The organism is Gammaproteobacteria bacterium (ex Lamellibrachia satsuma) (assembly GCA_019623805.1).
Taxonomy (GTDB): Bacteria; Pseudomonadota; Gammaproteobacteria; order Chromatiales; family Chromatiaceae; genus QGON01.
Genome location: CP053680.1, coordinates 1,762,740 through 1,787,893 on the forward strand (window position 1 = coordinate 1,762,740; position 25,154 = coordinate 1,787,893).

Sequence of the window (25,154 nt, forward strand, 5' to 3'; positions counted from 1 at the left end):
AGTAGCTACCCCTATACCCGATTACTGTTTCTTGTTGATAGCGTCGACAATATTTGCCGGCACTTCCGAATACTTGGCGAATTCCATGCTGTAGGTGGCACGACCCTGCGTCGCCGAACGCAGGTCTGTTGCATAACCGAACATCTCGGATAGCGGAACCTCAGCCTTAATCTGTCTACCTGCAGGTGAATCATCCATCCCCTGCACAATGCCACGGCGACTGTTTAGATCACCCATAACATCACCCATGTACTCTTCGGGCGTAACCACCTCGACCTTCATTTTCGGTTCCAGCAGAACCGGCCTGGCCTTCGAAGCGCCCTCTTTAAAACACATGGACCCTGCGACCTTGAACGCCATCTCATTCGAGTCGACGTCATGATATGAACCGTCATACAGAGTGACCTTCACATCCACCATGGGATAGCCGGCAATTACACCACCCTGCATCGCTTCCTGGACACCTTTGTCCACAGCAGGGATGTACTCACGCGGTACTGCGCCGCCCACAATCTCATTAACAAACTCGTAACCCGCACCGGACTCCTGTGGCTCGATGCGCAGGTAGACGTGACCATACTGTCCGCGACCACCTGATTGACGCACAAACTTTCCTTCCTGCTCGACCTTAACCCGGATGGTCTCGCGGTAGGCCACCTGCGGCGCCCCTACATTCGCTTCGACATGAAACTCCCGCTTCATCCGGTCAACGATGATATCCAGATGCAGTTCGCCCATTCCGGCGATGATCGTCTGCCCCGACTCTTCGTCCGTCGTCACGCGAAACGAGGGATCCTCCTGCGCCAGCTTGGAGAGAGCAACACCCATCCTTTCCTGATCGGTCTTGGTCCTCGGCTCAACCGCAACCGCTATAACCGGCTCCGGGAACTCCATGCGCTCCAGCGTAATCGGCTGCCCCATCGAGCAGAGCGTGTCACCCGTCGTGACCTGTTTGAGACCGACCGCCGCCGCAATATCGCCTGCACGCACCTCCTTGATCTCCTCCCTGGAGTTGGAGTGCATCTGCAAGATGCGGCCGATTCGTTCCTTCTTGCCTTTTACCGGATTAAAGATCGTATCGCCGGACTTCAAAACACCCGAGTAGGCCCTGAAGAATGTCAACGTACCCACAAAAGGGTCGGTGGCAATCTTGAATGCCAACGCTGCAAACGGCGCATCATCAGACGCTTTACGCTCAGCCTCGCTACCATCCGCATCGCCCAAAACACCGGTGATAGCCGGCACATCGACAGGCGAAGGCATCAACTCAATAACCTTGTCCAGTACCGCCTGCACACCTTTATTCTTAAAGGCCGACCCGCAGGTCACTGGAACAATCTCAAGACTCAGCGTACGTACTCGCAGCCCTTCCAGTATCTCTTCCTCGGAGAGGTCACCCTCTTCGAGATACTTCTCCATTGCCTCGTCGCTGCCTTCCGCAGCAGCCTCAAGCATGCGCTCGCGCCACTCGCTGCAAGTATCAACGAGATCAGCCGGGATATCCTCATAGATGAAATCAACACCCATGTTTTCTTCCGACCAAACCACTGACTTCATCTTGACGAGGTCAACAATTCCCTGAAAACCCTCTTCGGCGCCTACTGGCACCTGGATCGGCACTGCATTTGCGCCCAAGCGCTCCTGCAACTGCTCGACCACCCGAAAGAAATCCGCCCCCATGCGATCCATCTTATTGACGAACGCCATCCGTGGGACGTGGTACTTGTTGGCCTGACGCCAAACAGTCTCAGACTGCGGCTCCACACCACCAACTGCACAAAGCACGAACACCGCACCATCCAGCACTCGCAGGGAACGTTCGACTTCAATCGTGAAATCAACATGCCCAGGTGTATCAATAATATTCAAGCGGTGTTCAGCAAACTGCTGCGCCATTCCGCTCCAGAAGCAGGTAGTCGCCGCGGATGTGATGGTTATACCACGCTCCTGCTCCTGCGCCATCCAGTCCATGGTGGCAGCACCATCATGAACCTCTCCGATCTTGTGAGAAACACCTGTGTAATAGAGCACGCGTTCGGTGGTTGTCGTCTTACCGGCATCAATGTGCGCCATGATACCGATATTCCGGTAGCGCTCGATTGGTGTCTTGCGTGCCATTTTAAAGAGCTGCTTCTAAAGAGCCGAATAACCTGCCACCTACCAACGGTAGTGGGAGAAAGCCTTGTTCGCCTCAGCCATGCGATGAGTATCATCGCGCTTCTTCACTGCCGATCCTTTATTTTCAGAAGCATCCAGAAGTTCGCCAGCCAGACGCTGCGCCATCGACTTCTCACTCCGCTTGCGCGCAGCCTCGATCAACCAGCGCATCGCCAGGGAGTTACGACGAATCGGACGCACTTCAACCGGAACCTGATAGGTTGCACCGCCGACACGACGGGACTTAACCTCAACAACCGGCCGAACATTATCCAGCGCGGTTTCAAGCATATCCAAAGGCTCACCACTACGCTTCTGTGACATCTGATCCAAAGCAACGTAAAGGATCTTTTCGGCCACGGACTTCTTACCGTCAACCATCACCATATTGATGAACTTGGCAAGCAGTTCACTTCCAAACTTGGGATCCGGCAGGGTTTCCCGGCGGGATGCTACTCGTCTTCTAGGCATAGCTCTATCTCAATCCTGTGCGCTGTTAGCTTTTGGGCCGCTTGGCGCCGTACTTGGAACGACCTTGACGTCGACTCTCGACACCTGAGGTGTCCAGACTGCCGCGCACTACGTGGTAACGCACACCGGGTAGATCCTTTACGCGACCACCGCGAATCAGAATTACCGAGTGCTCCTGGAGGTTATGGCCCTCACCACCAATATAGGTGGTAACCTCAAAACCATTTGTCAGCCTGACACGGGCAACCTTTCGCAGCGCCGAGTTCGGCTTTTTCGGCGTAGTCGTGTACACACGGGTACATACGCCTCGCCTCTGCGGGCAGGCATCAAGCGCCGGCACATTACTCTTTTGAGGTTTACGCTTCCTGGGCTTACGCACCAGCTGGTTAATCGTTGCCATCTATTCCGTCTCCAGAGACGCGATGTTTGTCTAACGTATAAAAATTTAGAAAAGCCGAGACCCAACCGGATGCCACAAGACAAAAGCTTGCGCCGATAAGCGTCGATTTCTCTGGCAATACATTTGCTCCACCTGCCCAGTAATGGACCGTACGGAGCAACAGATAGTGACAGACCAACTAAGTGCCGGTGTGTCAAAGAGCGCGCATTCTATGCCCGCTACATAAGGATGTCAAGAAAAGCTTTATAAAAACCGGCAAATACCCATGCGCTCTGCAACTGCCCGAGTATCTGCCGATCTCAACACCTTCGTACTTTAGGGATCACTCTCCCTCCGGTGCGTTCAGGGCCTCCTTGAAGGCCTGCTCGACATCTTCCGCCACCAGTTCCACTTTGCCGTCCGCATCCGCCAGCTCTTCCTGACGCTTGCGGCGACGCTCATTGTGGTAGGAGAGACCGGTTCCTGCCGGAATCAAACGACCGACGATAACGTTCTCTTTTAGTCCGTTCAGAGAATCGGAGAGCCCTCGAACCGCCGCTTCCGTCAGTACCCTCGTGGTTTCCTGGAAAGAGGCCGCAGAGATGAATGACTCGGTAGCAAGAGAGGCTTTGGTAATACCCAACAACAGAGGCACATAGAGCGCCGGATGCTTGCCCTCGGCCCGCAGACGTTCATTCTCTTCAAGAAGCGTCGCCTTTTCGGCCTGCTCACCACGAAGGAAGCTGCCGTCCCCGGCATTGGTGACTTCAACCTTACGCAACATCTGGCGGATGATCACCTCGATGTGCTTGTCGTTGATCTTCACGCCCTGGAGACGATAAACATCCTGAATCTCCTTCACCAGGTACTCTGCCAGCTCAGTCACACCAATCAGCCTGAGGATGTCGTGGGAATTAAGCTCACCATCGGAGATCATTTCACCCCGTTCGACGTGCTCGCCCTCGAAAACATTGACGTGACGCCACTTGGGTATCAGTTCCTCATGGTGTTCACCTTCAGAGTCGGTGATCACCAGACGCTGCTTGCCCTTGGTGTCTTTGCCAAAACTGACCGTTCCGGTCGCTTCGGCGAGAATCGCCGGATCTTTCGGCTTGCGCGCCTCGAAAAGGTCAGCCACGCGGGGCAGACCACCCGTGATATCACGAGTCTTCGAAGACTCCTGAGGGATACGAGCCACCACGTCACCAACACCAACAGTGGCGCCATCCGCCACGTTGACCACCGCCAACGACGGCAGGAAGTAGTGAGCAGGGATGTCGGTACCGGCGATATTCAGATCCCCACCGTCCGCATCCACCAGTTTCACCATTGGACGAATATCCTTACCGGCAGCGGGACGCTGCTTGGGATCGATAATCTCCAGCGAGCTGAGACCGGTCACCTCGTCCACTTTGCTCTGCACGGTCACGCCGTCCACGAAATCGACGAATACCAGGGTACCCTCCACCTCGGTAATAACCGGGTGGGTGTGGGGATCCCAGTTGGCGACGACCTGGCCACCCTCGACCGCGACCCCATCTTCAACCTGCAGGGTAGCGCCGTATGGGACCTTGTAGCGCTCACGCTCACGGCCCACTTCATCGACTATCGTCAACTCACCGGAACGGGAAGTGGCCACCAGATGACCACCACTGTGCCTGACGGTCTTGATATTGTGCAGATGAGCGACACCGCCCGCCTTCACCTGAATACTGTTCACCGCTGCGGAACGAGAGGCCGCACCACCGATATGGAAGGTACGCATGGTGAGCTGAGTGCCGGGTTCACCGATCGACTGCGCAGCAATAACACCCACAGCCTCACCCTCGTTCACCTCATGACCTCGGGCCAGGTCGCGTCCGTAACACCGTTTGCAGACACCCTGTTTGGCATCGCAGGTAATCGCTGAGCGGACATGCACCAGGTCGACACCAACGGATTCCAACTGGTCAACCCAATCCTCATCCAGCAGCGTACCTGCCTCGCAGACCACCTCATCGGTGCCGGGCCTATGAACATCCTGCGCCGTCACTCGACCAAGGATGCGTTCACGTAGCGGCTCAACCACATCACCACCTTCGATGATGGGCTGCATCAGCAGACCGTTTTCGGTGCCGCAATCGTCTTCCAGCACCACCATGTCCTGGGCAACATCCACCAGGCGACGGGTCAGGTACCCGGAGTTTGCAGTCTTCAGTGCCGTATCCGCGAGACCCTTGCGGGCACCGTGGGTGGAGATGAAGTACTGCAGTACGTCAAGACCTTCGCGAAAGTTTGCAGTGATGGGCGTTTCGATAATGGAGCCGTCGGGCTTGGCCATCAGACCACGCATACCGGCAAGCTGACGAATCTGGGCAGCACTACCACGCGCTCCGGAATCGGCCATCATATAAACGGAGTTGAAGGAGTCCTGTTTTACCTCGTTGCCGTCGCGGTCAGTAACGACCTCCTTACCCAGCTTCGACATCATCGCCTTGGCAACCTGATCGTTGGTGTGCGACCAGATATCCACCACCTTGTTGTAACGCTCACCATTGGTGACAAGACCGGAGATATACTGATTTTCGATCTCCTTGACCTCGGCTTCCGCCCGGGCAAGGATCGGCCCCTTCTCTTCCGGCACAACCATGTCGTTGGAGCAGAAAGAGACCGCAGCACGGGTGGCATAACGAAAACCCATATACATCAACTGGTCGGCAAAGACCACCGTATCCTTCAGCCCAAGCCTGCGATAACAGGCATTGATCAGGCTGGAGATCACCCTTTTACCCATCGCCTGGTCTACCAGCGAGAAGGGCAGGCCATCCGGCACGATCTCATAGACGATGGTGCGGCCTATTGTAGTATCCACCACACGCATCTGCTCAGTCATTGAGCCATCGTCACCCTTGATGACTTCACGGATGCGAACCTTAACCTTTGCCTGCAGATCCGCAAATCCGGACTCGTGGGCACGTTTCGCCTCAGCCACGTCAGAGAAGGCCATGCCTTCACCCTTGGCGTTGACCCGGTCACGGGTCATGAAGTAGAGACCCAACACCACATCCTGGGAGGGCACGATGATCGGATCACCGTTCGCCGGGGAGAGGATATTGTTGGTGGCCATCATCAGACTGCGCGCTTCCAGCTGGGCTTCCAGGGAGAGCGGCACATGCACCGCCATCTGGTCACCATCGAAGTCGGCGTTGAACGCGGTACAGACCAACGGATGGAGCTGGATCGCCTTACCCTCGATCAACACAGGCTCAAAGGCCTGGATGCCGAGACGATGCAGGGTCGGTGCGCGGTTGAGCATCACAGGATGCTCGCGGATGACCTCTTCGAGGATATCCCAAACTTCACTGGTACCACGCTCCACCAGCTTCTTGGCCGCCTTGATCGTCGTTGCCAGACCGCGCAACTGCAGCTTGGAAAAGATGAAGGGCTTGAACAGCTCCAGCGCCATCTTCTTCGGCAGACCGCACTGATGCAGTTTCAGGGTCGGGCCAACAACGATAACGGAACGACCGGAGTAGTCGACACGCTTACCCAACAGATTCTGGCGGAAGCGGCCCTGCTTGCCTTTGATCATGTCGGCCAGAGACTTCAGCGGACGGCGGTTGGTGCCGGTAATGGCACGCCCACGACGACCATTGTCCAGCAGTGCATCCACCGCTTCCTGTAACATGCGCTTTTCGTTGCGCACGATGATATCCGGTGCGTTGAGATCCAGCAGGCGTTTGAGGCGGTTATTGCGGTTGATCACCCGACGGTAGAGATCATTCAGATCGGAGGTTGCGAAACGACCGCCATCCAGGGGTACCAGGGGCCGCAGTTCCGGCGGCAATACCGGCAGCACGGTCATCACCATCCACTCAGGACGGTTGCCGGAATTATTCAGGGAATCCAGCAGCTTCAGCCGTTTGGTGAACTTCTTGATCTTGGTTTCCGAGTTTGTGCCTTCGATATCTTCACGCAGGCGTTTGATCTCCTCCGGAATATCGATGCTTTTCAGCAGCTCGTAAACAGCTTCGGCCCCCATGCGGGCGTCGAATTCGTCACCGTTCTCCTCGATCGCCTCCAGGTACTGCTCATCGGTGAGCAGCTGGTTGCGCTCCAGGGGAGTCATGCCCGGGTCGACCACCACGAAGGACTCGAAATAGAGCACCCGCTCAATGGAGCGCAGGGTCATGTCCAGCAACAGGCCGATACGGGAAGGCAGCGATTTCAGAAACCAGATGTGCGCCACCGGGCTGGCCAGCTCGATGTGGCCCATGCGCTCACGGCGCACCTTGGCCAGCGTCACTTCTACGCCGCACTTCTCGCAAACCACGCCACGATGCTTGAGGCGCTTGTATTTGCCGCAGAGACACTCGTAGTCACTGGTAGGGCCAAAAATCTTGGCGCAGAAGAGGCCATCCCGTTCCGGCTTGAAGGTACGGTAGTTGATGGTCTCAGGCTTCTTTACCTCGCCGTAGGACCAGGAGCGAATCATGTCGGGGGATGCCAGACCGATGCGAATCGCATCGAATTCCTCGGACTGTCCCTGCTGCTTCAGAATGTTCAGAAGATCTTTCAAGGTACTGTCTCCCCTTTATTCCTGTTCCAATTCGATATTGATGGCAAGAGAGCGAATCTCCTTGACCAACACGTTGAAGGACTCGGGCATACCGGCCTCCATGCGATGGTCGCCATCGACGATGTTTTTGTACATACGGGTACGTCCGTTGACGTCGTCCGACTTGACGGTGAGCATCTCCTGCAGGGTGTAGGCTGCGCCATAGGCCTCCAGCGCCCAGACCTCCATCTCACCGAAGCGCTGACCACCGAACTGCGCCTTACCACCCAACGGCTGCTGAGTAACCAGGCTGTAAGGGCCAGTGGAGCGGGCATGCATCTTGTCGTCGACCAGGTGATTCAGTTTCAGCATGTACATGTAACCCACGGTCACAGGGCGCTCGAAATTCTCCCCGGTGCGTCCATCAAAGAGGGAGCACTGACCGGTATCAGAGAGTCCACCCAGCTCCAGCATGCGCTTGATCTCGGACTCCTCGGCACCATCAAAGACCGGGGTTGCCATGGGGACGCCACCGCGCAGATTCCTGCACAGCTCGATCACTTCGTCGTCGTTGAGGGAGTCAATATCTTCCGACTTGCCACTTGTGTTATAGACTCTATCGAGAAAGCCCCGTAGTTCCGAAACCTTCGAATTGGCCTGTAACAGCGCACCAATTTTGCGCCCAACACCCTTGGCAGCAAAACCCAGATGCGTCTCCAGCACCTGTCCCACATTCATACGTGAAGGTACGCCGAGCGGGTTGAGTACGATATCCACTGGTTCGCCATGCTCATCAAATGGCATATCCTCGACCGGCACGATCATGGAGATAACACCCTTGTTACCGTGGCGGCCGGCCATCTTGTCACCCGGCTGGACGCGGCGCTTCACTGCCACATAGACCTTGACCATTTTGAGCACACCGGGAGCGAGGTCGTCACCTGAGGTCAGCTTGCGCTTCTTCTCCTCGAATTTTTCGCGGAACGCCTCGCGTTGCTGTTTGATCTGAACTGCGATGGCTTCCAGTTGAGTGGCAGCCTCCTCTTTGCGCAGACGGATCTCCAACCACTTGTCACGCTCCAAGTCGGTGAGGTAGGCCTTGGTGATCTTGCCACCGGCCTTGATGCCCCCTGGACCGCCATCCGCAATCTTGCTGATCAGCATCTTCTCGACACGCTGGAAGGTATCGTCTTCCATTATGCGCAGTTGGTCGTCCAAATCCTTGCGCACACGATCCATCTCGACATCTTCGATCTGCAACGCACGGGCATCCTTATCAACACCGTCGCGCGTGAAGACCTGGACATCGATGACCGTTCCGACAACGCCTGACTTAATGCGCAGAGAGGTATCCTTTACGTCGGAAGCCTTCTCACCAAAGATAGCGCGCAACAACTTCTCTTCCGGAGTGAGCTGAGTCTCGCCCTTTGGCGTGACCTTGCCCACCAGGATGTCGCCCTCTTTCACCTCAGCACCGATATAGACAATACCGGACTCATCGAGTTTGGAGAGCGCAGACTCACCAACATTCGGAATATCCCCGGTGATCTCCTCCGAACCCAGCTTGGTATCGCGGGCCATGCAGGTCATCTCTTCGATGTGAATGGAGGTAAAACGATCCTCCTCGACCACCCGCTCGGAGATGAGGATGGAATCCTCAAAGTTATATCCGTTCCATGGCATGAAGGCGATGCGCAGGTTCTGGCCCAGCGCCAGCTCACCCATGTCGGTGGAGGGACCGTCTGCCAGCACGTCGCCGCGCGTGATAACGTCGCCCACATTCGCCAGCGGCCGCTGATTGATACAGGTATTCTGGTTGGAACGGGTGTACTTGGTCAGGTTGTAGATATCCACACCCGGCTCGCCCGCTTCCGTCTCATCATCGTTGACCCGTACCACGATACGGGCCGCATCCACGGATTCAATTTCACCACCACGCTTGGCCACCACGGTCACACCGGAGTCCACCGCCACAGTGCGCTCCATGCCCGTACCCACCAGAGGCTTCTCGGCCCGCAGGGTCGGCACGGCCTGGCGCTGCATGTTGGAACCCATCAGGGCGCGGTTGGCATCATCATGCTCCAGGAACGGGATCATGGAGGCTGCCACTGAAACGATCTGTTTCGGCGAAACGTCGATGTATTCCACCTTCTCCGGCGAGGAGAGGGTGAACTCATTCTGAAACCTGGAGGAGATCAGCTCATCGGTCAGTTTTCCATCGGCATCTGTCGAGGCACTTGCCTGGGCGATGACATAACGCCCCTCTTCGATTGCGGATAGGTAGTCGATCTGATCCGTTACCGTGCCATCCGTTACCTTGCGGTAAGGCGTCTCAAGGAAGCCGAAACGGTTGGTGCGGGAGTAGACCGCCAGCGAGTTGATCAGGCCGATGTTGGGCCCTTCAGGGGTCTCGATGGGGCAGACTCGACCGTAATGGGTAGGATGTACGTCACGCACCTCGAAACCGGCACGTTCACGGGCAAGACCACCCGGGCCGAGCGCAGAGACACGCCGCTTGTGAGTGATCTCGGAGAGCGGGTTGTTCTGATCCATGAACTGAGAGAGCTGGCTTGAACCAAAGAACTCCTTGATGGCGGCAGAGACCGGTTTGGCATTGATCAGCTCTTGCGGCATCAAACCTTCGGACTCAGCCTGGGTCAGGCGCTCCTTCACAGCGCGTTCGACGCGCACCAGGCCAACGCGGAACTGGTTTTCCGCCATCTCACCGACACAGCGAATACGGCGATTGCCCAAGTGGTCGATGTCGTCAACTATGCCGTTGCCGTTGCGAATATCGATCAGCTCTCTAAGGACATCGACAATATCCTCTTTCGAGAGAATTCCCTCACCGACCTCGTCTTCGCGTCTGAGACGCCGATTGAATTTCATGCGACCTACCGCAGAAAGATCGTAGCGGTCGGAAGTAAAAAACAGGTTATTGAACAGGTTCTGGGCCGCATCCTTGGTAGGCGGCTCACCCGGACGCATCATGCGGTAGATCTCCACCTGCGCCTCCAGCTCATTGGTCGTAGCGTCGATACGCAAGGTATCGGAGAGGAAGGGACCGTGATCGAGATCGTTGGTAAAGAGCGTTGCGAATTTCTTCACGCCTTTCTCGGTAAGCAGCTCGACCAGCTCTTCGGTCAGCTCGGCATTCCCCTCAGCAAGCAGTTCACCGGTCTCTTTATCCACGACGCTATGCGCCAGCACTTTGCCGTAGAGATACTCGCGGGGCACATCGAGTTTTTTGACACCCGCTTTTTCCAACTGGCGGATATGGCGCGCAGTGATGCGGCGACCCGCCTCAACAATCACCTCGTCGCCGCTCTTGATATCGAAGGTCACCACCTCGCCACGCAGACGCTCCGGCACCAAATCCACCTTCAGGGTGCGCTTCGTCATGGAGAACCGATCGGTCTCGAAAAACATTTCGAGAATCTGATCGCTATCGTAGCCCAGCGCTCGCAACAGAATGGTGGCCGGCAGCTTGCGGCGGCGATCGATACGCACAAAGACGTTGTCCTTGGGATCGAACTCGAAGTCGAGCCAGGAGCCACGATAGGGGATTACCCGTGCGGAAAAGAGCAGCTTTCCGGAAGAGTGGGTCTTGCCTTTGTCATGATCGAAGAAGACACCGGGAGAACGGTGCAACTGCGAGACGATGACACGCTCGGTACCGTTGATCACAAAGGTGCCGGTGTCGGTCATGAGCGGCAGTTCGCCCATGTAGACTTCCTGCTCGCGGATATCCTTGACGACCTTGGAGCCCGCAGGAGCCTCCTTGTCATAGATAACCAACCGCACCAATACACGCAGTGGCGCTGCATAGGTCGTGCCCCGCAGCTGGCACTCACGCACATCAAAGACGGGCTCGCCGAGACGATAGTTCACATATTCGAGTATTGCGTTACCAGAATAACTGGTGATCGGCAGTACCGACTTGAATGCCGCATGCAGACCAACATCACTGCGCGCAGCGACGGGCACACCGTCCTGCAGAAAATCGCGGTATGAGTTGATCTGTGTCGCAAGCAGGAAGGGCACATCCAGAATACTGGGGCGCTTACCAAAGTCTTTACGAATACGCTTTTTCTCGGTGAAAGAATAGGCCATGCTGCCGTCCCTCAGTGTCAAAGGCTTGGTGATTCAAGCGTTCGTTGTAGAGTCCGGCATCCGGCCGGACCTCGAAAATTCGTTTAATTCGACATCCTGTCGAGGCCCTCCAAATGGACCTCACTTCATACAAGCGGGAAAGGGCCGGTGACGTTACGCCACCAGCCCTGACCATGACTGCTTGCAAACAGTCGAGAACAGAATTATTTGATCTCGACTTCGGCGCCTGCCTCTTCAAGCAGCTTCTTGGCCTCTTCGGCCTCATCCTTGGAAACAGCTTCCTTAAGGGCGGATGGTACACCTTCAACGGCTGCCTTCGCTTCCTTCAGACCCAGACCTGTGAGACTGCGAACAGCCTTGATGACAGCAATCTTGTTGCCACCAAAAGATGTCATTACGACATTAAACTCGGTCTGCTCTTCTGCAGCAGCGGCTTCGCCACCACCAGCGGCGGGGGCAGCTGCAACAGCGGCAGCGGCGGTCACACCGAACTTCTCTTCCATAGCCTCGATCAGCTCGACAACGTCCATTACGGACATCGCGGCAATAGCCTCAAGGATATCTTCTTTAGATACGGCCATTGGTTAACTCCTGAATATTAAATTGCACGTAAATGATTAAAATGAAAAACCGAATCAAGCCGCCTCTTTGGCGTCTTTGATTGCCGCCACAGTCCGGACCAGCTTGCCAGGCACCTCTTTCATGGTGCGTGCCAGCTTCTCTACCGGAGCCTTCATGACCGCCATCAGCATGCTGATAGCCTGGTCGTAAGTCGGCATCTTCGCGAGTGTGTCGATATCCGTCGGTTGCAGCAATTTGCCGCCGATGGAAACCAACCTCACCACGAGCTGCTCATGCCCCTTGGCAAAGTCCTTAATAACGCGTGCTGCAGCACCCGGATCTTCCTGCGAGAAGGCTAGGACCAAAGGCCCCGTAAAACCTTCTGCCATGCAGGCAAATTCGGTGCCTTCCACTGCTCGCTTGGCCAGGGAGTTCTTGACCACACGAAGATAGACGCCATTGCTGCGCGCTTCACGGCGCAACACGGTCATCTGCTCTACGGTCAATCCCCGGTACTCAGCGGCTACAGCGGAAAGTGCACTGCTTGCAACGTCACTGACTTCGGCGACGATGGCTTTCTTCTGCTCGAGATTGAGTGCCAAAGTCGTCACCTCATTGACAACGAGGAGCGGAAAATCCGCCCCTGTTTACACTTTCGATACCATCAGTATCGAATCCCAACGTGCACCGTCTTCAGGAAAAAATCCTGATTCGGGGTGCACCGTCTGCGCGGGCGAATATTAAGCCTCCACGAATGGAGACGCCTGCGGTCTTTGACGGCGCCGGTCAACAACCGGTGCCCCAAAGCCTTTTGTGCATCGACCCGGCGGCAGAACCGCCTGGTCATGCAAAACTTAGATGGAAAGGGTCGCCTGATCGACCACCAGTCCCGGACCCATGGTCGAGGAGGCGGTAATTTTCTTCAAGTAGACGCCCTTTGCTGCGCTGGGCTTGGCCTTGACCAAGTCCACCAGCAAAAATTCCAGATTCTCTTTGAGTTTCTGCGGCTCGAAATCAATCTTGCCGATGGAGCAGTGGATGATTCCGGCCTTGTCGGTACGATAGCGCACCTGACCTGCTTTGGCGTTTTTCACTGCCTCTGCCACATTCGGCGTAACCGTGCCCACTTTCGGGTTTGGCATCAGACCACGGGGGCCCAGGATCTGGCCCAACTGACCCACAACGCGCATTGCGTCCGGGCTGGCAATAACCACATCGAAGTCCATCTTGCCGGCTTTTACGTCGGCAGCAAGATCCTCAAAACCCACGATATCGGCACCCGCTTCGGTTGCCGCATCTGCGTTCGCGCCTTGGGCGAAAACCGCCACACGAACAGTCTTGCCGGTACCATGAGGCAATACGGAGGAACCACGTACAACCTGATCCGACTTACGGGGGTCAACGCCAAGGTTTATGCAGACATCAACCGCCTCGGAAAACTTCACCGAAGAGACCGCTTTCAGCAGACCGAAAGCCTCTTCCGCAGCATACAGCTTGCCGGCCTCAACCTTTTCACGAATCGCCTTCGCGCGTTTGCTCAACTTAGCCATGACTTACTCCACCCCTTCTACATCGAGACCCATCTGACGGGCACTACCGGCGATGGTCCGTACTGCCGCATCCATATCCGCCGCAGTCAGATCGGCCATTTTGGTGGTGGCTATCTCTTCAAGCTGCGCACGGGTCACCGTACCCACCTTGACGGTATTCGGAGTGGGACTGCCTTTGCTCAAGCCCGCTGCCTTTTTCAGCAACACGGATGCCGGCGGTGTTTTGGTGATAAAGGTGAAGGAACGATCCGCATAGACCGTGATCACCACAGGGATGGGCATCCCCTTCTCCATGCTCTGGGTCTTGGCGTTGAACGCCTTGCAGAACTCCATGATGTTCACACCATGTTGTCCCAGGGCGGGACCAACCGGCGGACTCGGGTTCGCTTCCCCTGCGGGAACCTGAAGCTTGATAAAAGCCTCGATCTTCTTAGCCATGATTTACCTCACTGTGGGTGCAAACGTTTGGGACTGGTTACCCGAACTCCCCTTAAAACAAATAGGGCCGAGGCGAAAGATTTCTTACCTCGGGCCCCGGACCTCGGCCCTGATTCCTCGGCCCTTACTTTTATCCCTTCTCTACCTGCCCGAACTCCAGATCCACCGGGGTGGAACGACCGAAGATCAGGACGGAAACTTTCAGACGACTCTTCTCGTAGTCGACTTCCTCGACCACGCCACTGAAATCGTTGAATGGCCCGTCGACGACACGCACCACTTCGCCGGGCTCGAACAGAACCTTTGGACGCGGCTTCTCCACGCCTTCCTGCACACGCTGCAGAATGGCATCAGCCTCTTTGTCGGTGATTGGCGCAGGACGATCGCCGGTGCCACCGATGAAACCCAGCACTTTGGGACAATCCTTTACCAGATGCCAGGTCTCGTCGGTCATTTCCATCTGTACCAGGACGTAACCAGGGAAGAACTTACGCTCACTCTTCCTCTGTTGACCGGCGCGCATCTCAACGACCTCTTCGGTAGGCACCAAAACCTCACCGAACTTGTCTTCCATGCCAAAACGCTCAATGCGCTCCGCCAGTGAAGCCTGCACACGTGCCTCGAAGCCGGAATAGGCGTGTACTACATACCAACGCATGGACATATAACCCGCCTCTTATCCTGTCAGCGCGCGCAAAACCGCACCCAACATCATATCAAACAGCCAGAGTACGATGCCCATAATCAAGACCATCACGAAGACGATCAAAGTTGTCTGCACCGTCTCCTGTCGACTCGGCCAGACCACCTTTCGCACTTCGATCTTGGCGTCTGACGCAAATTGCCAGACAGTACGACCAACCACTGTTTGATAAGCGACAAAAGTCGCGACACCGATAACAAACAACAATCCCAGCACCCGTAGCAACTGGGAATAGTCATCGAAATAGTAAAAGCCGAGAATGGCAGCAACGATAAGCACAACTGCAGCTAGCAGCTTCACCGTATCCATGCTGGAGACTTCGACTTGTGACTTCGCGTTCATAGGTTCAAATTGCCTGGATGCGCCAGATTGAAAATGGCAGGCCAGGAGGGACTCGAACCCCCAACCTGCGGTTTTGGAGACCGCTGCTCTACCAATTGAGCCACTGGCCTAGAAACGCTTAACAACAGGGCCGGTCAAACCGGCCCTGCACAACAATACATCGATTACTCGATGACTTTGGATACAACGCCGGCACCTACGGTACGGCCACCCTCACGGATAGCAAATCGCAGGCCTTCTTCCATCGCAATCGGCGCAATCAGTTTTACCGTCATTTTTACGTTATCCCCCGGCATTACCATCTCTACGCCCTCAGGCAGATCGCAAGCACCGGTCACGTCGGTCGTTCTAAAGTAGAACTGCGGACGATAGTTTGCAAAGAACGGGGTGTGACGTCCACCTTCGTCCTTGCTCAATACATAGACTTCGCACTCGAAGTGAGTGTGCGGGGTAATCGATCCCGGATGCGCCAGCACCTGTCCACGCTCAACCTCTTCACGCTTGGTGCCGCGCAGCAGCACACCCACGTTGTCGCCCGCTTCGCCCTGATCCAGCAGCTTGCGGAACATCTCGACACCGGTACAGGTGGTCTTCGCGGTCTCTTTGATTCCGACGATCTCGATCTCTTCACCCACCTTGACCACGCCGCGCTCTACTCGACCGGTTACCACAGTACCGCGACCGGAGATCGAGAAGACATCCTCGATCGGCATCAGGAAGGCACCGTCTACCGCACGCACCGGCTCAGGAATGTAGGTGTCCAGGGCCTCAACCAGCTTGGCAATGGAGCCGGCACCGATATCAGAATCGTCACCTTCCAGCGCCTTCAGCGCGGAACCGATGATTACGGGCGTGTCGTCGCCAGGGAAGTCGTAGCTGTCGAGCAGCTCACGAATCTCCATCTCAACCAGTTCCAGCAGCTCTTCGTCGTCCACCATGTCCGCTTTGTTCATGTAGACGATGATGTAGGGCACGCCTACCTGACGGGAGAGCAGGATGTGCTCACGCGTCTGAGGCATGGGGCCGTCTGCCGCGGATACCACCAGGATTGCGCCGTCCATCTGCGCCGCACCGGTGATCATGTTCTTTACGTAGTCAGCATGTCCGGGGCAGTCAACGTGTGCGTAGTGACGATTCTCAGTCTCATACTCGACGTGGGAGGTGGCGATGGTGATACCACGCTCACGCTCTTCCGGAGCATTGTCGATCTGATCGAAGGCCTTCTGCTCGCCGCCGAACTTCTTTGCCTGCACCAGCGTGATCGCTGCCGTCAAAGTGGTCTTGCCGTGATCAACGTGACCAATGGTTCCCACATTGACGTGCGGTTTTGTGCGTTCGAATTTTTCCTTAGACATTGGTTTTCTCTCCAGGTCTCTCTAACTATTTCAAAGATAAATTCGCGCGCTTACGCACGCCTTGACAAACTGGAGCCCAGAAGCAGATTTGAACTGCCGACCTCACCCTTACCAAGGGTGTGCTCTACCAACTGAGCTATCTGGGCAAAACTCTCTATTGCCGTCCCGCCGGGGGTACAACATAATTAAACGGCGGCACTGCCGTCGTGGCGACCACCGAGTTATGTGACCCCCAACTATATTGGAGCGGGTGATGGGAATCGAACCCACGTATTCAGCTTGGAAGGCTGAAGTTCTACCATTGAACTACACCCGCGCAGCCAAGCGACGCTTCGTTCACCAAAACCGCTACAACTTCAAAATCTGGTGGAGGGGGGAGGATGATTCCGGGCATCCTGCCCTCCACCCCACCAGGGTCGGCCTGCGGCCGTTCAAATTCGTTCCCGACGAATTTGTCGAACCTTTTTCGGTCCTCATCCTCCCCTTTTCAGGGTAAGGAGCCTCATCGCGATATAAACCAAATTCCACCCACATCGCAATAACATCTGGTGGAGGGGGGAGGATTCGAACCTCCGAAGGCTGAGCCGTCAGATTTACAGTCTGATCCCTTTGGCCACTCGGGAACCCCTCCAAGCGCGAGCCGGGCATTCTGCCGCCTTGGAAACACAAAGTCAACACAAAGACCAAACAAAATCACCCGGCGCAGGGCGTCGCGAATTATACACAGACACAAGTCAACGCTCTCTCAAAACCCTTCGATTCATCCAATTCAAACGACCGGACTTGCAGGCAGGCCTGATTACCTTTTAACTACCCCACAGGGAAAAACCGACAGCCACAGCAGATCCAAATGAAAAATCAGACCTTTGCTGCCTTTGCAGCCACCTCGTTTCTCATCATAACCGGCTGTACCGGGATACCGACAACAGATCCACAAACCGCCATCACGACCCCACCAAAGACGCCGACACCAAACCCGGCAGCCCCGCTGGATGGCCGCATGTCGGACATTATCTACGACATCCTTGCAGCAGAAGTCGCGGCCCAGCGCGGCCAGCACGACACTGCCTATGAGCACGCCTCCAATGCCGCCCACATCAGCCGGGCGCCTGCCGCCGCTGAACGCGCCACGAGACTTGCCCTGCTTAGCCATCAGACAGATAAGGCGCTGCAGAGCGTAAACTTCTGGATTGAGATCGATCCAGAATCCCTTAAGGCCCATCAGATTGCCGCCATCCTCTATATTCGCGCTAAAAACCGGCAGGCGTCAGTCTTGCATTTGAGTAAGGTTGCAGCGATCGCCAATCAGGCAGGCCAATCCGGTTATATTCAGGCCGCCGCAATCGCTGAGAAATCCACCAGTAAAGACAACGCCCTGCAACTGATGCAATTGGTCATTCCTCAGGATACGTCTGATCCGGATGCACTATACGCCCTCGCTCTGAGCGCCAGCCACGCCAAGGAACATGCCGTTGCTGAAGACTACCTTCACCGCGCGCTTCAAACCCGGCCGGACTGGACAAAAGGCCTGTTACTGCTAAGTCGCTCATTGATGTTACAGGACCGCAAGGATGAGAGCATTGAGGTTCTTGCCAAGGCCGCCCTTCAATCACCCAAAGATATTCAACTCCGCATCACATACGCCCGCACACTGGTGGATCTGCATCGGCTTGACGATGCACACGACGAGTTCAGCAAACTCTACAAACTGGAACCCGATAACGCCGATATCGTCTACGCGCTCGGAGTGCTCTCCATTCAGCGCAAAGAACTCAAAGCTGCGAGAGGCTTTTTTCAGCACCTGCTGTCGATGGGAAAAATGGGGAGTCAGTCCACCCTGCATCTGGGACAGATCGAAGAGCTCGACAAACACCCTCAAAAGGCCTTCGAATGGTATGAAAAGGTCGACGGCAAAGAACGGGCTGAGGCACGCATCCGCATGGCGGGCATTCTGGTCTCTCTGGACAACCTGAACGGCGCCCGTGAAATATTGCAGCAATTGCGCTCATCCACACCCACAAACGCCCTCAAACTCTTTCTCGTTGAAGCCAATCTCATGCGCGATGCCGGTGAATACAAAATCGCGATGGAGATCTATGATTCTGCCCTGCAGAAATTCCCGGACAACATCGATTTGCGCTATGCCCGCGCCCTGAACGGTGCCGATATCGGCCGGATCGACATCCTTGAAGCAGACCTGAAACGCATATTGAAAGACAATCCGGATCACGCCGACTCTCTCAATGCCTTGGGTTATACCCTGGCCGACCAGACTGATCGCCTGCAGGAGGCCCAGGCCTATATCCAGAGAGCACTCGACCTGAAACCCGGCAATGTCGCCATCCTCGACAGCATGGGCTGGGTCGAGTACCGGCTCGGCAATCTGGAGCAGGCGCTGAAATTTCTGCAACAAGCCGCCGATAAAGAACCGGATGCCGAGATCGCCGCCCACCTTGGTGAGGTTCTCTGGATGATGGGGAGAAAGCAGGAGGCCCGTGCGGTTTGGGACGCAGCAATGAAGCGGGAACCGAAGAATCGATATATCGGCCCCACCAAACAGCGACTCTCCGGCAATTAAGCCAGCATCGTGCCTGAAAGCACTGCATGGCCCGCCCCCGCCAAATTGAATCTGACGTTGCGCATCGTTGGGCGCCGCCCCGATGGCTACCACGAAATACAGACAGTTTTTCAGTTTCTCGACCTGCAGGATGAACTCCACTTCCAGCCACGCAGTGATGGCCGCATCGTTCTCGCCACACCACTACCTGGCGTCGCTGCGGAAACCGACCTCACGGTACGCGCAGCAAACCTGCTGAAACAGCGCACAAAGCCCATACAGGGCGTCACCATCTCTATCGACAAGCGCCTGCCAATGGGTGGCGGCTTGGGCGGTGGCAGTTCCGATGCCGCCACCACGCTTGTAGCACTCAACCAAATCTGGGAGACGGGACTGGACAATGCAACGCTGGCAAAGCTTGGCCTCGCCTTGGGAGCCGACGTACCAATCTTCATCCACGGACGGGCTGCCTGGGCGGAAGGCATCGGTGAGACACTCACTGATCTGGATCTTCCCCAGCCCTGGTACCTTGTCCTTGCGCCGGACTGCCACGTCTCCACCGCAGAAACATTCTCAGCACCTGATTTGACACGCAACTCCCCCCGCATCAGAATACGCGACTTTCTGGAGGGCGACAGGAGAAACGACTGCCTATCCGTGGTGCGCCGACGTTATAATAAAGTCGCAGCAGCACTTGATTGGCTGGATCAGTTTGCTCCGGCGCAGATGACCGGTTCCGGCGCCTGTGTATTTGCCGCATTTTCGGATGCATCAACAGCAGAGGCGATTCTTAATCGCCTGCCCGCTGACTTTGTGGGTTTTGTGGCGCGCGGAATCAACCGATCACCGCTGCTGACACGGGTCGTTTAACGAGCTGTTGAGTGGCATAAAGAATTATTGGGGTATAGCCAAGCGGTAAGGCAGCGGGTTTTGATCCCGTCACTCCCAGGTTCGAATCCTGGTACCCCAGCCATTTTCCGTCAACCAAGGGGATGCCTCCGTGCCCGTCACTGCCATAACCGTATTTTCCGGTAATTCAAACCCGGAACTTACCAGCGAAATCGTCTCCCATCTCAACATCCCTTTGGGCAAGGCCCAGATTGGTCGCTTCAGTGACGGTGAGGTCATGGCCGAAATACAGGAAAACGTCCGCGGCCACGATGTCTTCATCGTTCAGCCCACTTCGGCGCCGACCAATGAAAACCTGATGGAACTGCTGGTGATGATCGATGCCGTGCGCCTCTCCTCTGCCAAGCGCATCACCGCCGTCACCCCCTATTTTGGCTATGCGCGTCAGGATCGCCGCCCCCGCTCCGCCCGTGTGCCGATCACCGCACGACTGGCCGCCAAGATGATCGCCACCGCTGGCGCCGACCGGGTTTTAACCATCGATCTGCATGCCGACCAGATTCAGGGTTTCTTCGACATCCCGGTCGACAATGTCTACGCCTCGCCCCTGTTGCTTGGCGACGTCTGGCGCCAGAAACTCCCAAACCTGATCGTTGTCTCTCCAGATGTCGGCGGCGTGGTACGGGCTCGTGCCCTGGCCAAACGGCTCGATGATGCCGACCTCGCGATCATCGACAAACGCCGCCCCCGTCCCAATGAGGCCAAGGTAATGAACATCATCGGCGAGGTTGAGGACCGCAGCTGTGTGCTGATCGACGACCTGGTGGACACTGCAGGCACCCTCTGCCAGGCGGCAAGCGCCCTGAAGGAACATGGCGCAGCCAGGGTCGTGGCTTACTGCACCCACCCGGTACTCTCCGGCCCCGCGGTTGATAACATCAACAATTCAGTGCTGGATGAGTTGGTCGTTACCAACACCATCCCTCTGTCACCCGCGGCCAGAGGCTGCCAAAAGATTCGCCAAGTCAGCATTGCTGAACTACTGGCGGAGACCATGCGCCGCATCAGCGCAGAGGAGTCGGTTAGTTCGTTGTTTATTGACTGACGAGGTTTCCGGTTTCCGGTTTCCGGTTTCCGGTTTCCGGTTTCCGGTTTCCGGTTTCCGGTTTCCGGTTTCCGGTTTCCGGTTTCCGGTTTCCGAAGTTTGCGTCGACCCGGAAACGCGTCAAACCCTATTTAACAATAATTTTGTAAACTCGACCTGTCACCTGTCACCTTTGCCTTTCACCCATTTCCTGTTAGAATCGCGCGCTCGCCGCCAGTCGGCGTGTTATTTCCAGCCTCTGGTCGCAAGAGTCCGGAATCACCCAATCGATTAATTATTTAGGAGATTGACATGCCTGTCAGTTTTGAAATCAATGCGCAATCACGGACTGATGCAGGGAAAGGTGCGAGCCGCCGCCTGCGTCTCCAGGGTGCGGTTCCCGGCATCATCTATGGTGCCGATAAAGAGCCGTCCATGATCACCATGGTACACAATGAACTTGCACATGCCCTCGAAAATGAGGCCTTCTACTCACATATTCTGGACCTGAAACTGGACGGAAAGAGTGAACAGGTCGTTATCAAGGATCTGCAGCGCCATCCGGCCAAGCCGTTCATCACACATGTCGATTTTCAGCGCGTTGATATGAATGAGAAGCTCCGCATGCACGCACCGTTGCACTTCCTCAACGAAGAGACCTCGCCCGGAATGAAGATGGGCGGCAACGTCTCCCACAGCCTCTCCGACGTGGAAATCATCTGCCTGCCCAAGGATCTGCCGGAGTTCATCGAGGTAGATATGGCTGACATGGATATCGGCGACAGTGTTCATCTCTCAGACCTGCAACTGCCTGACGGCGTTGAACTCACCCACACCGGCGGAGAAGACTCGCTGGTGGCAATGGTACACACCGGTCACACTGGTGAGGACGAAGACGAGGAAGATGGCGCTGAAGAGACAGTTGGCGAGATTCCACCTCCTGAGTAAACATTGCACCAACGGGACAGGCGACGGCCTGTCCCGTAACATCTCACCCATGTCATCTCAACCCATCAAGCTCATCGTCGGACTCGGCAACCCAGGCAGTGACTATGAAGGAACCAGGCACAACACTGGCTTCTGGTTCGTCGACCTGCTGGTTCAACGTCATAACACCCCGCTAAAATCCGAATCCCGGCACCATTGCATGGCATGCCGAATCAACGTCAACGGCCACGACTGCCGACTCTTAAAACCGACAACCTTCATGAATCGCAGTGGTCAGGCTGTCTCCAGTCTCGCTAACTATTTCAAGATCCAGCCCCAGGAGATCCTGGTCGCCCACGACGAACTCGACCTGCCTGCGGGCAAGATTCGTCTCAAAACGGGAGGGGGACACGCTGGACACAATGGACTTCGGGATATCATGAGCGCCATCGGCAGCAAAGACTTCCATCGCCTGCGCATCGGCATCGATCACCCCAACGATCGGCGTGAAGTGGTCAACTATGTTCTGGGCCGGCCTTCAAAAGCTGACAGGGATGCCATCGACGACAGCCTCGACCAGGCGGCCGACTGCCTTACGGATATCCTGAATGGCGAACTGCAAAAAGCGATGAACCGGCTCCATTCCAGTCGATAAAATCCCTCTAGGAGTCTGTCGGATTTAACCAGTCCCATTTGATAAAATACTGTAAGCCAAAGAATAACGAACCGAAGTCAGTATGTCAGATAAATTCCGCACGATTAATCGAGACACCCCCTATCTGTTGCCGCCCTCATTACAGGACTGGCTACCAGAGAACCATTTGGCGCGATTTATCGTGGACATCGTAGAACAGCTGGATCTGAAAGAGCTGGAATCTCAATACGGTGGCGGAGGAAAAGCGCCCTACCATCCAGCCATTTTGCTTTCACTGCTGTTCTACGGTTACGCAACCGGCGTATTCTCCAGCCGAAAGTTGGAGCAAGCCACCTACGACTCCGTGGCCTTCCGGTTCATTACGGCAGACAGCCATCCAGACCATGACACCATCGCCACCTTTCGCAAACGCTTTCTCAAGGAGTTGAAGGGATTCTTTGTCCAGATATTAGTGATAGCCAAGGCGATGAGTCTTTTGAAGATAGGCAATGTGAGTTTGGATGGGACAAAGGTCAAGGCCAATGCCAGCAAACACAAGGCGATGAGTTGGGGGTATGCCAACAAGCTTGAAGAGCAGCTTCATCGTGAAGTCGAGCTGTTGCTGAAAAAGGCCGAACAGGCCGATGCAGAAGAAGAGCCGGAACTGGATATTCCAGAGGAACTCAAACGTCGTGAGGACCGGCTTGCTGCGATAGCCAAGGCTAAGAAAGAGATCGAACGAAGAGCGCGTGAGCGCTTTGAAAAAGAACGGGCGGAATACGAAGAGAAGGTGAAGCGGCGTAAGGAACGAGAGGAAAAGACAGGGAAGAAGGCCAGAGGTAGAGTGCCAAAGCCGCCAGAAGAAGGTCCACAGGAAAAAGACCAAGTCAATTTCACGGATGAGGAGTCACGCATCATGCCCTCATCGGAAGGGTTTGTTCAGGCCTATAACGCCCAAGCGGCAGTTGATACCGGTACCCACCTGATCGTGGAGAACCATATTACCCAGCAACCCAATGACAAACAGGAAATAGAACCTGCACTTGCACAACTGAAGGCAGCAGAAGAGCAGCTGGGAAAACCACAAGGTCTGTTGGCGGATACGGGTTACTTCAGTGAAGAGAATGTCAATCGTTGTGAAGCACAGGAGATCACCCCCTACCTCTCCGATAGCCGCGAACAGCACAACCTGCCGCTGGAAGAGCGGCTGAAACAGGTGCCGCCCTGCCCGGAAGATGCCGATATGTTAACCCGAATGAGGCATCGACTCAGTACACCGGAAGGCAAGGCCGTGTATGCCACACGGAAATCGACAGTTGAGACCGTCTTCGGCATTATCAAAGAAGTAATGGGATTTCGGCAATTTCACCTTCGAGGGAGTGATTCAGCGCAAGGTGAATGGAATCTGGTATGTACGGCATGGAACCTGAAGCGGATGCATGCGCTGGCAGGCTGAGATATCGACAAGGATAGGTCAGTCTTTCATAATTCACTGCCCTACATAGGGCTTATATTCCTACAGAGGCAGCGATTATGGGAAAAACACGGTGGGCCGGAAAATATCCCTGGCTCAATGGATCAAACCCGACAGACTCCTAGGCCAATAAACTAGACTTATATTACCAATCTCTTATAATCAAGGGATGGCTGGCAGCTGTGCTGCTTATAAGGTGGAAATCGATGAAAAAACTACTCTTCCGCATCGCGGGGCTTCTGATGCTGGTGATTCTATGCCACTCTGCATCTGCCACAGAGAGCAACCCGGAGGCCGTTGCCCTTTTGCAAAAGAGCGAATCCCTGATGCGCTCGAAGGCCACGGAAGTCACATATCAAGTGGATATAGTTCGCCCCGACTGGAAACGCACCCTGGAATTTCTCAGTCACGACGACTATGAGAACAACCGCTTTCGCATGGAGATTCTTTCGCCACGCAAGACCAGAGGGACCGTGTTTCTGAAAGTCGACAATAAACTCTCCATGTACCTGCCGAAACTGCGGCGCCAGATCGCCATCTCTCCTGCCATGATGCACGACGCCTGGATGGGTTCTGACTTTAACAATCAGGATCTTCTGGAGGCAGATTCATTGATCAGCGACTACACTCACCTGATTGCACGGCGCGAAGGGGAGGGGCCGGAGGCAATTATCACCATAGAATCCTTTCCTAACGAAGATGCCACTGTCTCCTGGCATATGCTCGTACAGCGCATTCGCGGCGATGGTATGCCGCTGGAAATCAGGTACATCTGCAAAGACAAGGTTCCCGGGCGCCGCCTGCTGTTTGAAGCCCCCAAAGAGATGGACGGACGGGTTATCCCCACCCGCCTGGTAATGGAACCACTAAAGAAACAAGGTAAAAAAACGACAATTACCGTCAAATCCGTCAAATTCGATGCAAACTTCAATCCTGATCTGTTTGAGCCAATGAAGAAAAAGAAAACACAGGCGGACACACAGTAGAAACAATCACAATACGGAGACCCTGTGATAAAACCGG

General features: G+C 55.5%; 19 protein-coding genes and 5 tRNA genes. 8 read left to right on the forward strand and 16 right to left on the reverse strand.

What is annotated here, in order from left to right; all coding sequences use genetic code 11:
• Positions 1-21 precede the first annotated feature (21 nt).
• The 16 genes from fusA to HPY30_07550 form a co-directional block, all read right to left on the reverse strand.
• Positions 22-2,118, reverse strand: a complete 2,097-nt coding sequence (gene fusA, locus HPY30_07475; GenBank protein QYZ65846.1) for an elongation factor G — start codon at positions 2,116-2,118, stop codon at positions 22-24.
• Positions 2,119-2,157: 39 nt separating this feature from the next.
• Positions 2,158-2,628: a 30S ribosomal protein S7 gene (rpsG, locus tag HPY30_07480; GenBank protein QYZ65847.1), complete on the reverse strand. Its 471-nt coding sequence runs from the start codon at positions 2,626-2,628 to the stop codon at positions 2,158-2,160.
• A gap of 25 nt (positions 2,629-2,653) precedes the next feature.
• Positions 2,654-3,028 (reverse strand): 30S ribosomal protein S12, encoded by a 375-nt coding sequence (gene rpsL / locus HPY30_07485; protein QYZ65848.1) that lies wholly within the window; start codon positions 3,026-3,028, stop codon positions 2,654-2,656.
• Positions 3,029-3,350: 322 nt separating this feature from the next.
• Positions 3,351-7,565: a DNA-directed RNA polymerase subunit beta' gene (gene rpoC, locus HPY30_07490; protein ID QYZ65849.1), complete on the reverse strand. Its 4,215-nt coding sequence runs from the start codon at positions 7,563-7,565 to the stop codon at positions 3,351-3,353.
• A 15-nt stretch (positions 7,566-7,580) separates the two neighbouring features.
• Entirely contained in the window at positions 7,581-11,657 is a 4,077-nt protein-coding gene (rpoB, locus tag HPY30_07495; protein ID QYZ65850.1) for a DNA-directed RNA polymerase subunit beta, read from the reverse strand.
• Positions 11,658-11,860: 203 nt separating this feature from the next.
• Positions 11,861-12,238 (reverse strand): 50S ribosomal protein L7/L12, encoded by a 378-nt coding sequence (rplL, locus tag HPY30_07500; protein QYZ65851.1) that lies wholly within the window; start codon positions 12,236-12,238, stop codon positions 11,861-11,863.
• Between the two features lie 54 nt (positions 12,239-12,292).
• Positions 12,293-12,820: a 50S ribosomal protein L10 gene (gene rplJ / locus HPY30_07505; GenBank protein ID QYZ65852.1), complete on the reverse strand. Its 528-nt coding sequence runs from the start codon at positions 12,818-12,820 to the stop codon at positions 12,293-12,295.
• Between the two features lie 252 nt (positions 12,821-13,072).
• A complete protein-coding gene (gene rplA / locus HPY30_07510) occupies positions 13,073-13,768 on the reverse strand; it encodes a 50S ribosomal protein L1 (protein ID QYZ65853.1) in 696 nt (231 codons plus the stop codon).
• 3 nt (positions 13,769-13,771) lie between these two features.
• On the reverse strand, positions 13,772-14,206 hold the full coding sequence (gene rplK, locus HPY30_07515; GenBank protein QYZ65854.1) for a 50S ribosomal protein L11: 435 nt from the start codon (positions 14,204-14,206) through the stop codon (positions 13,772-13,774).
• Between the two features lie 130 nt (positions 14,207-14,336).
• Positions 14,337-14,870 carry a transcription termination/antitermination protein NusG gene (nusG, locus tag HPY30_07520; protein QYZ65855.1) on the reverse strand — a complete coding sequence of 178 codons (534 nt, stop codon included), beginning with the start codon at positions 14,868-14,870 and terminating at the stop codon, positions 14,337-14,339.
• A gap of 12 nt (positions 14,871-14,882) precedes the next feature.
• Positions 14,883-15,251 carry a preprotein translocase subunit SecE gene (secE, locus tag HPY30_07525; protein QYZ65856.1) on the reverse strand — a complete coding sequence of 123 codons (369 nt, stop codon included), beginning with the start codon at positions 15,249-15,251 and terminating at the stop codon, positions 14,883-14,885.
• A 34-nt stretch (positions 15,252-15,285) separates the two neighbouring features.
• Positions 15,286-15,361 (reverse strand) — tRNA-Trp (locus HPY30_07530).
• A 54-nt stretch (positions 15,362-15,415) separates the two neighbouring features.
• Complete coding sequence (gene tuf, locus HPY30_07535; protein QYZ65857.1) at positions 15,416-16,606, reverse strand: elongation factor Tu; 1,191 nt, start codon at positions 16,604-16,606, stop codon at positions 15,416-15,418.
• 70 nt (positions 16,607-16,676) lie between these two features.
• A tRNA-Thr gene (locus HPY30_07540) sits at positions 16,677-16,752 on the reverse strand.
• A gap of 96 nt (positions 16,753-16,848) precedes the next feature.
• Positions 16,849-16,922: transfer RNA gene (locus HPY30_07545), tRNA-Gly, on the reverse strand.
• A 230-nt stretch (positions 16,923-17,152) separates the two neighbouring features.
• Positions 17,153-17,237, reverse strand: a tRNA-Tyr gene (locus HPY30_07550).
• Positions 17,238-17,456: 219 nt separating this feature from the next.
• On the opposite strand from HPY30_07550, the gene HPY30_07555 reads away from it, so the two are divergent.
• From HPY30_07555 to HPY30_07590, 8 genes are all read left to right on the forward strand, one after another.
• Positions 17,457-19,184, forward strand: a complete 1,728-nt coding sequence (locus HPY30_07555) for a tetratricopeptide repeat protein (GenBank protein ID QYZ65858.1) — start codon at positions 17,457-17,459, stop codon at positions 19,182-19,184.
• Between the two features lie 6 nt (positions 19,185-19,190).
• The gene (ispE, locus tag HPY30_07560; protein ID QYZ67947.1) at positions 19,191-20,033 is read left to right on the forward strand and encodes a 4-(cytidine 5'-diphospho)-2-C-methyl-D-erythritol kinase; all 843 of its coding nucleotides are present in this window, start codon (positions 19,191-19,193) and stop codon (positions 20,031-20,033) included.
• A gap of 28 nt (positions 20,034-20,061) precedes the next feature.
• Positions 20,062-20,136, forward strand: a tRNA-Gln gene (locus HPY30_07565).
• Between the two features lie 27 nt (positions 20,137-20,163).
• On the forward strand, positions 20,164-21,117 hold the full coding sequence (locus tag HPY30_07570; protein QYZ65859.1) for a ribose-phosphate diphosphokinase: 954 nt from the start codon (positions 20,164-20,166) through the stop codon (positions 21,115-21,117).
• 291 nt (positions 21,118-21,408) lie between these two features.
• Positions 21,409-22,044, forward strand: a complete 636-nt coding sequence (locus tag HPY30_07575; GenBank protein ID QYZ65860.1) for a 50S ribosomal protein L25/general stress protein Ctc — start codon at positions 21,409-21,411, stop codon at positions 22,042-22,044.
• A gap of 49 nt (positions 22,045-22,093) precedes the next feature.
• A complete protein-coding gene (gene pth, locus HPY30_07580; GenBank protein QYZ67948.1) occupies positions 22,094-22,678 on the forward strand; it encodes an aminoacyl-tRNA hydrolase in 585 nt (194 codons plus the stop codon).
• Positions 22,679-22,760: 82 nt separating this feature from the next.
• Positions 22,761-24,113 (forward strand): IS1182 family transposase, encoded by a 1,353-nt coding sequence (locus HPY30_07585; GenBank protein QYZ65861.1) that lies wholly within the window; start codon positions 22,761-22,763, stop codon positions 24,111-24,113.
• A 260-nt stretch (positions 24,114-24,373) separates the two neighbouring features.
• On the forward strand, positions 24,374-25,117 hold the full coding sequence (locus HPY30_07590) for an outer membrane lipoprotein-sorting protein (GenBank protein ID QYZ67949.1): 744 nt from the start codon (positions 24,374-24,376) through the stop codon (positions 25,115-25,117).
• The last annotated feature ends 37 nt before the right edge of the window (positions 25,118-25,154 follow it).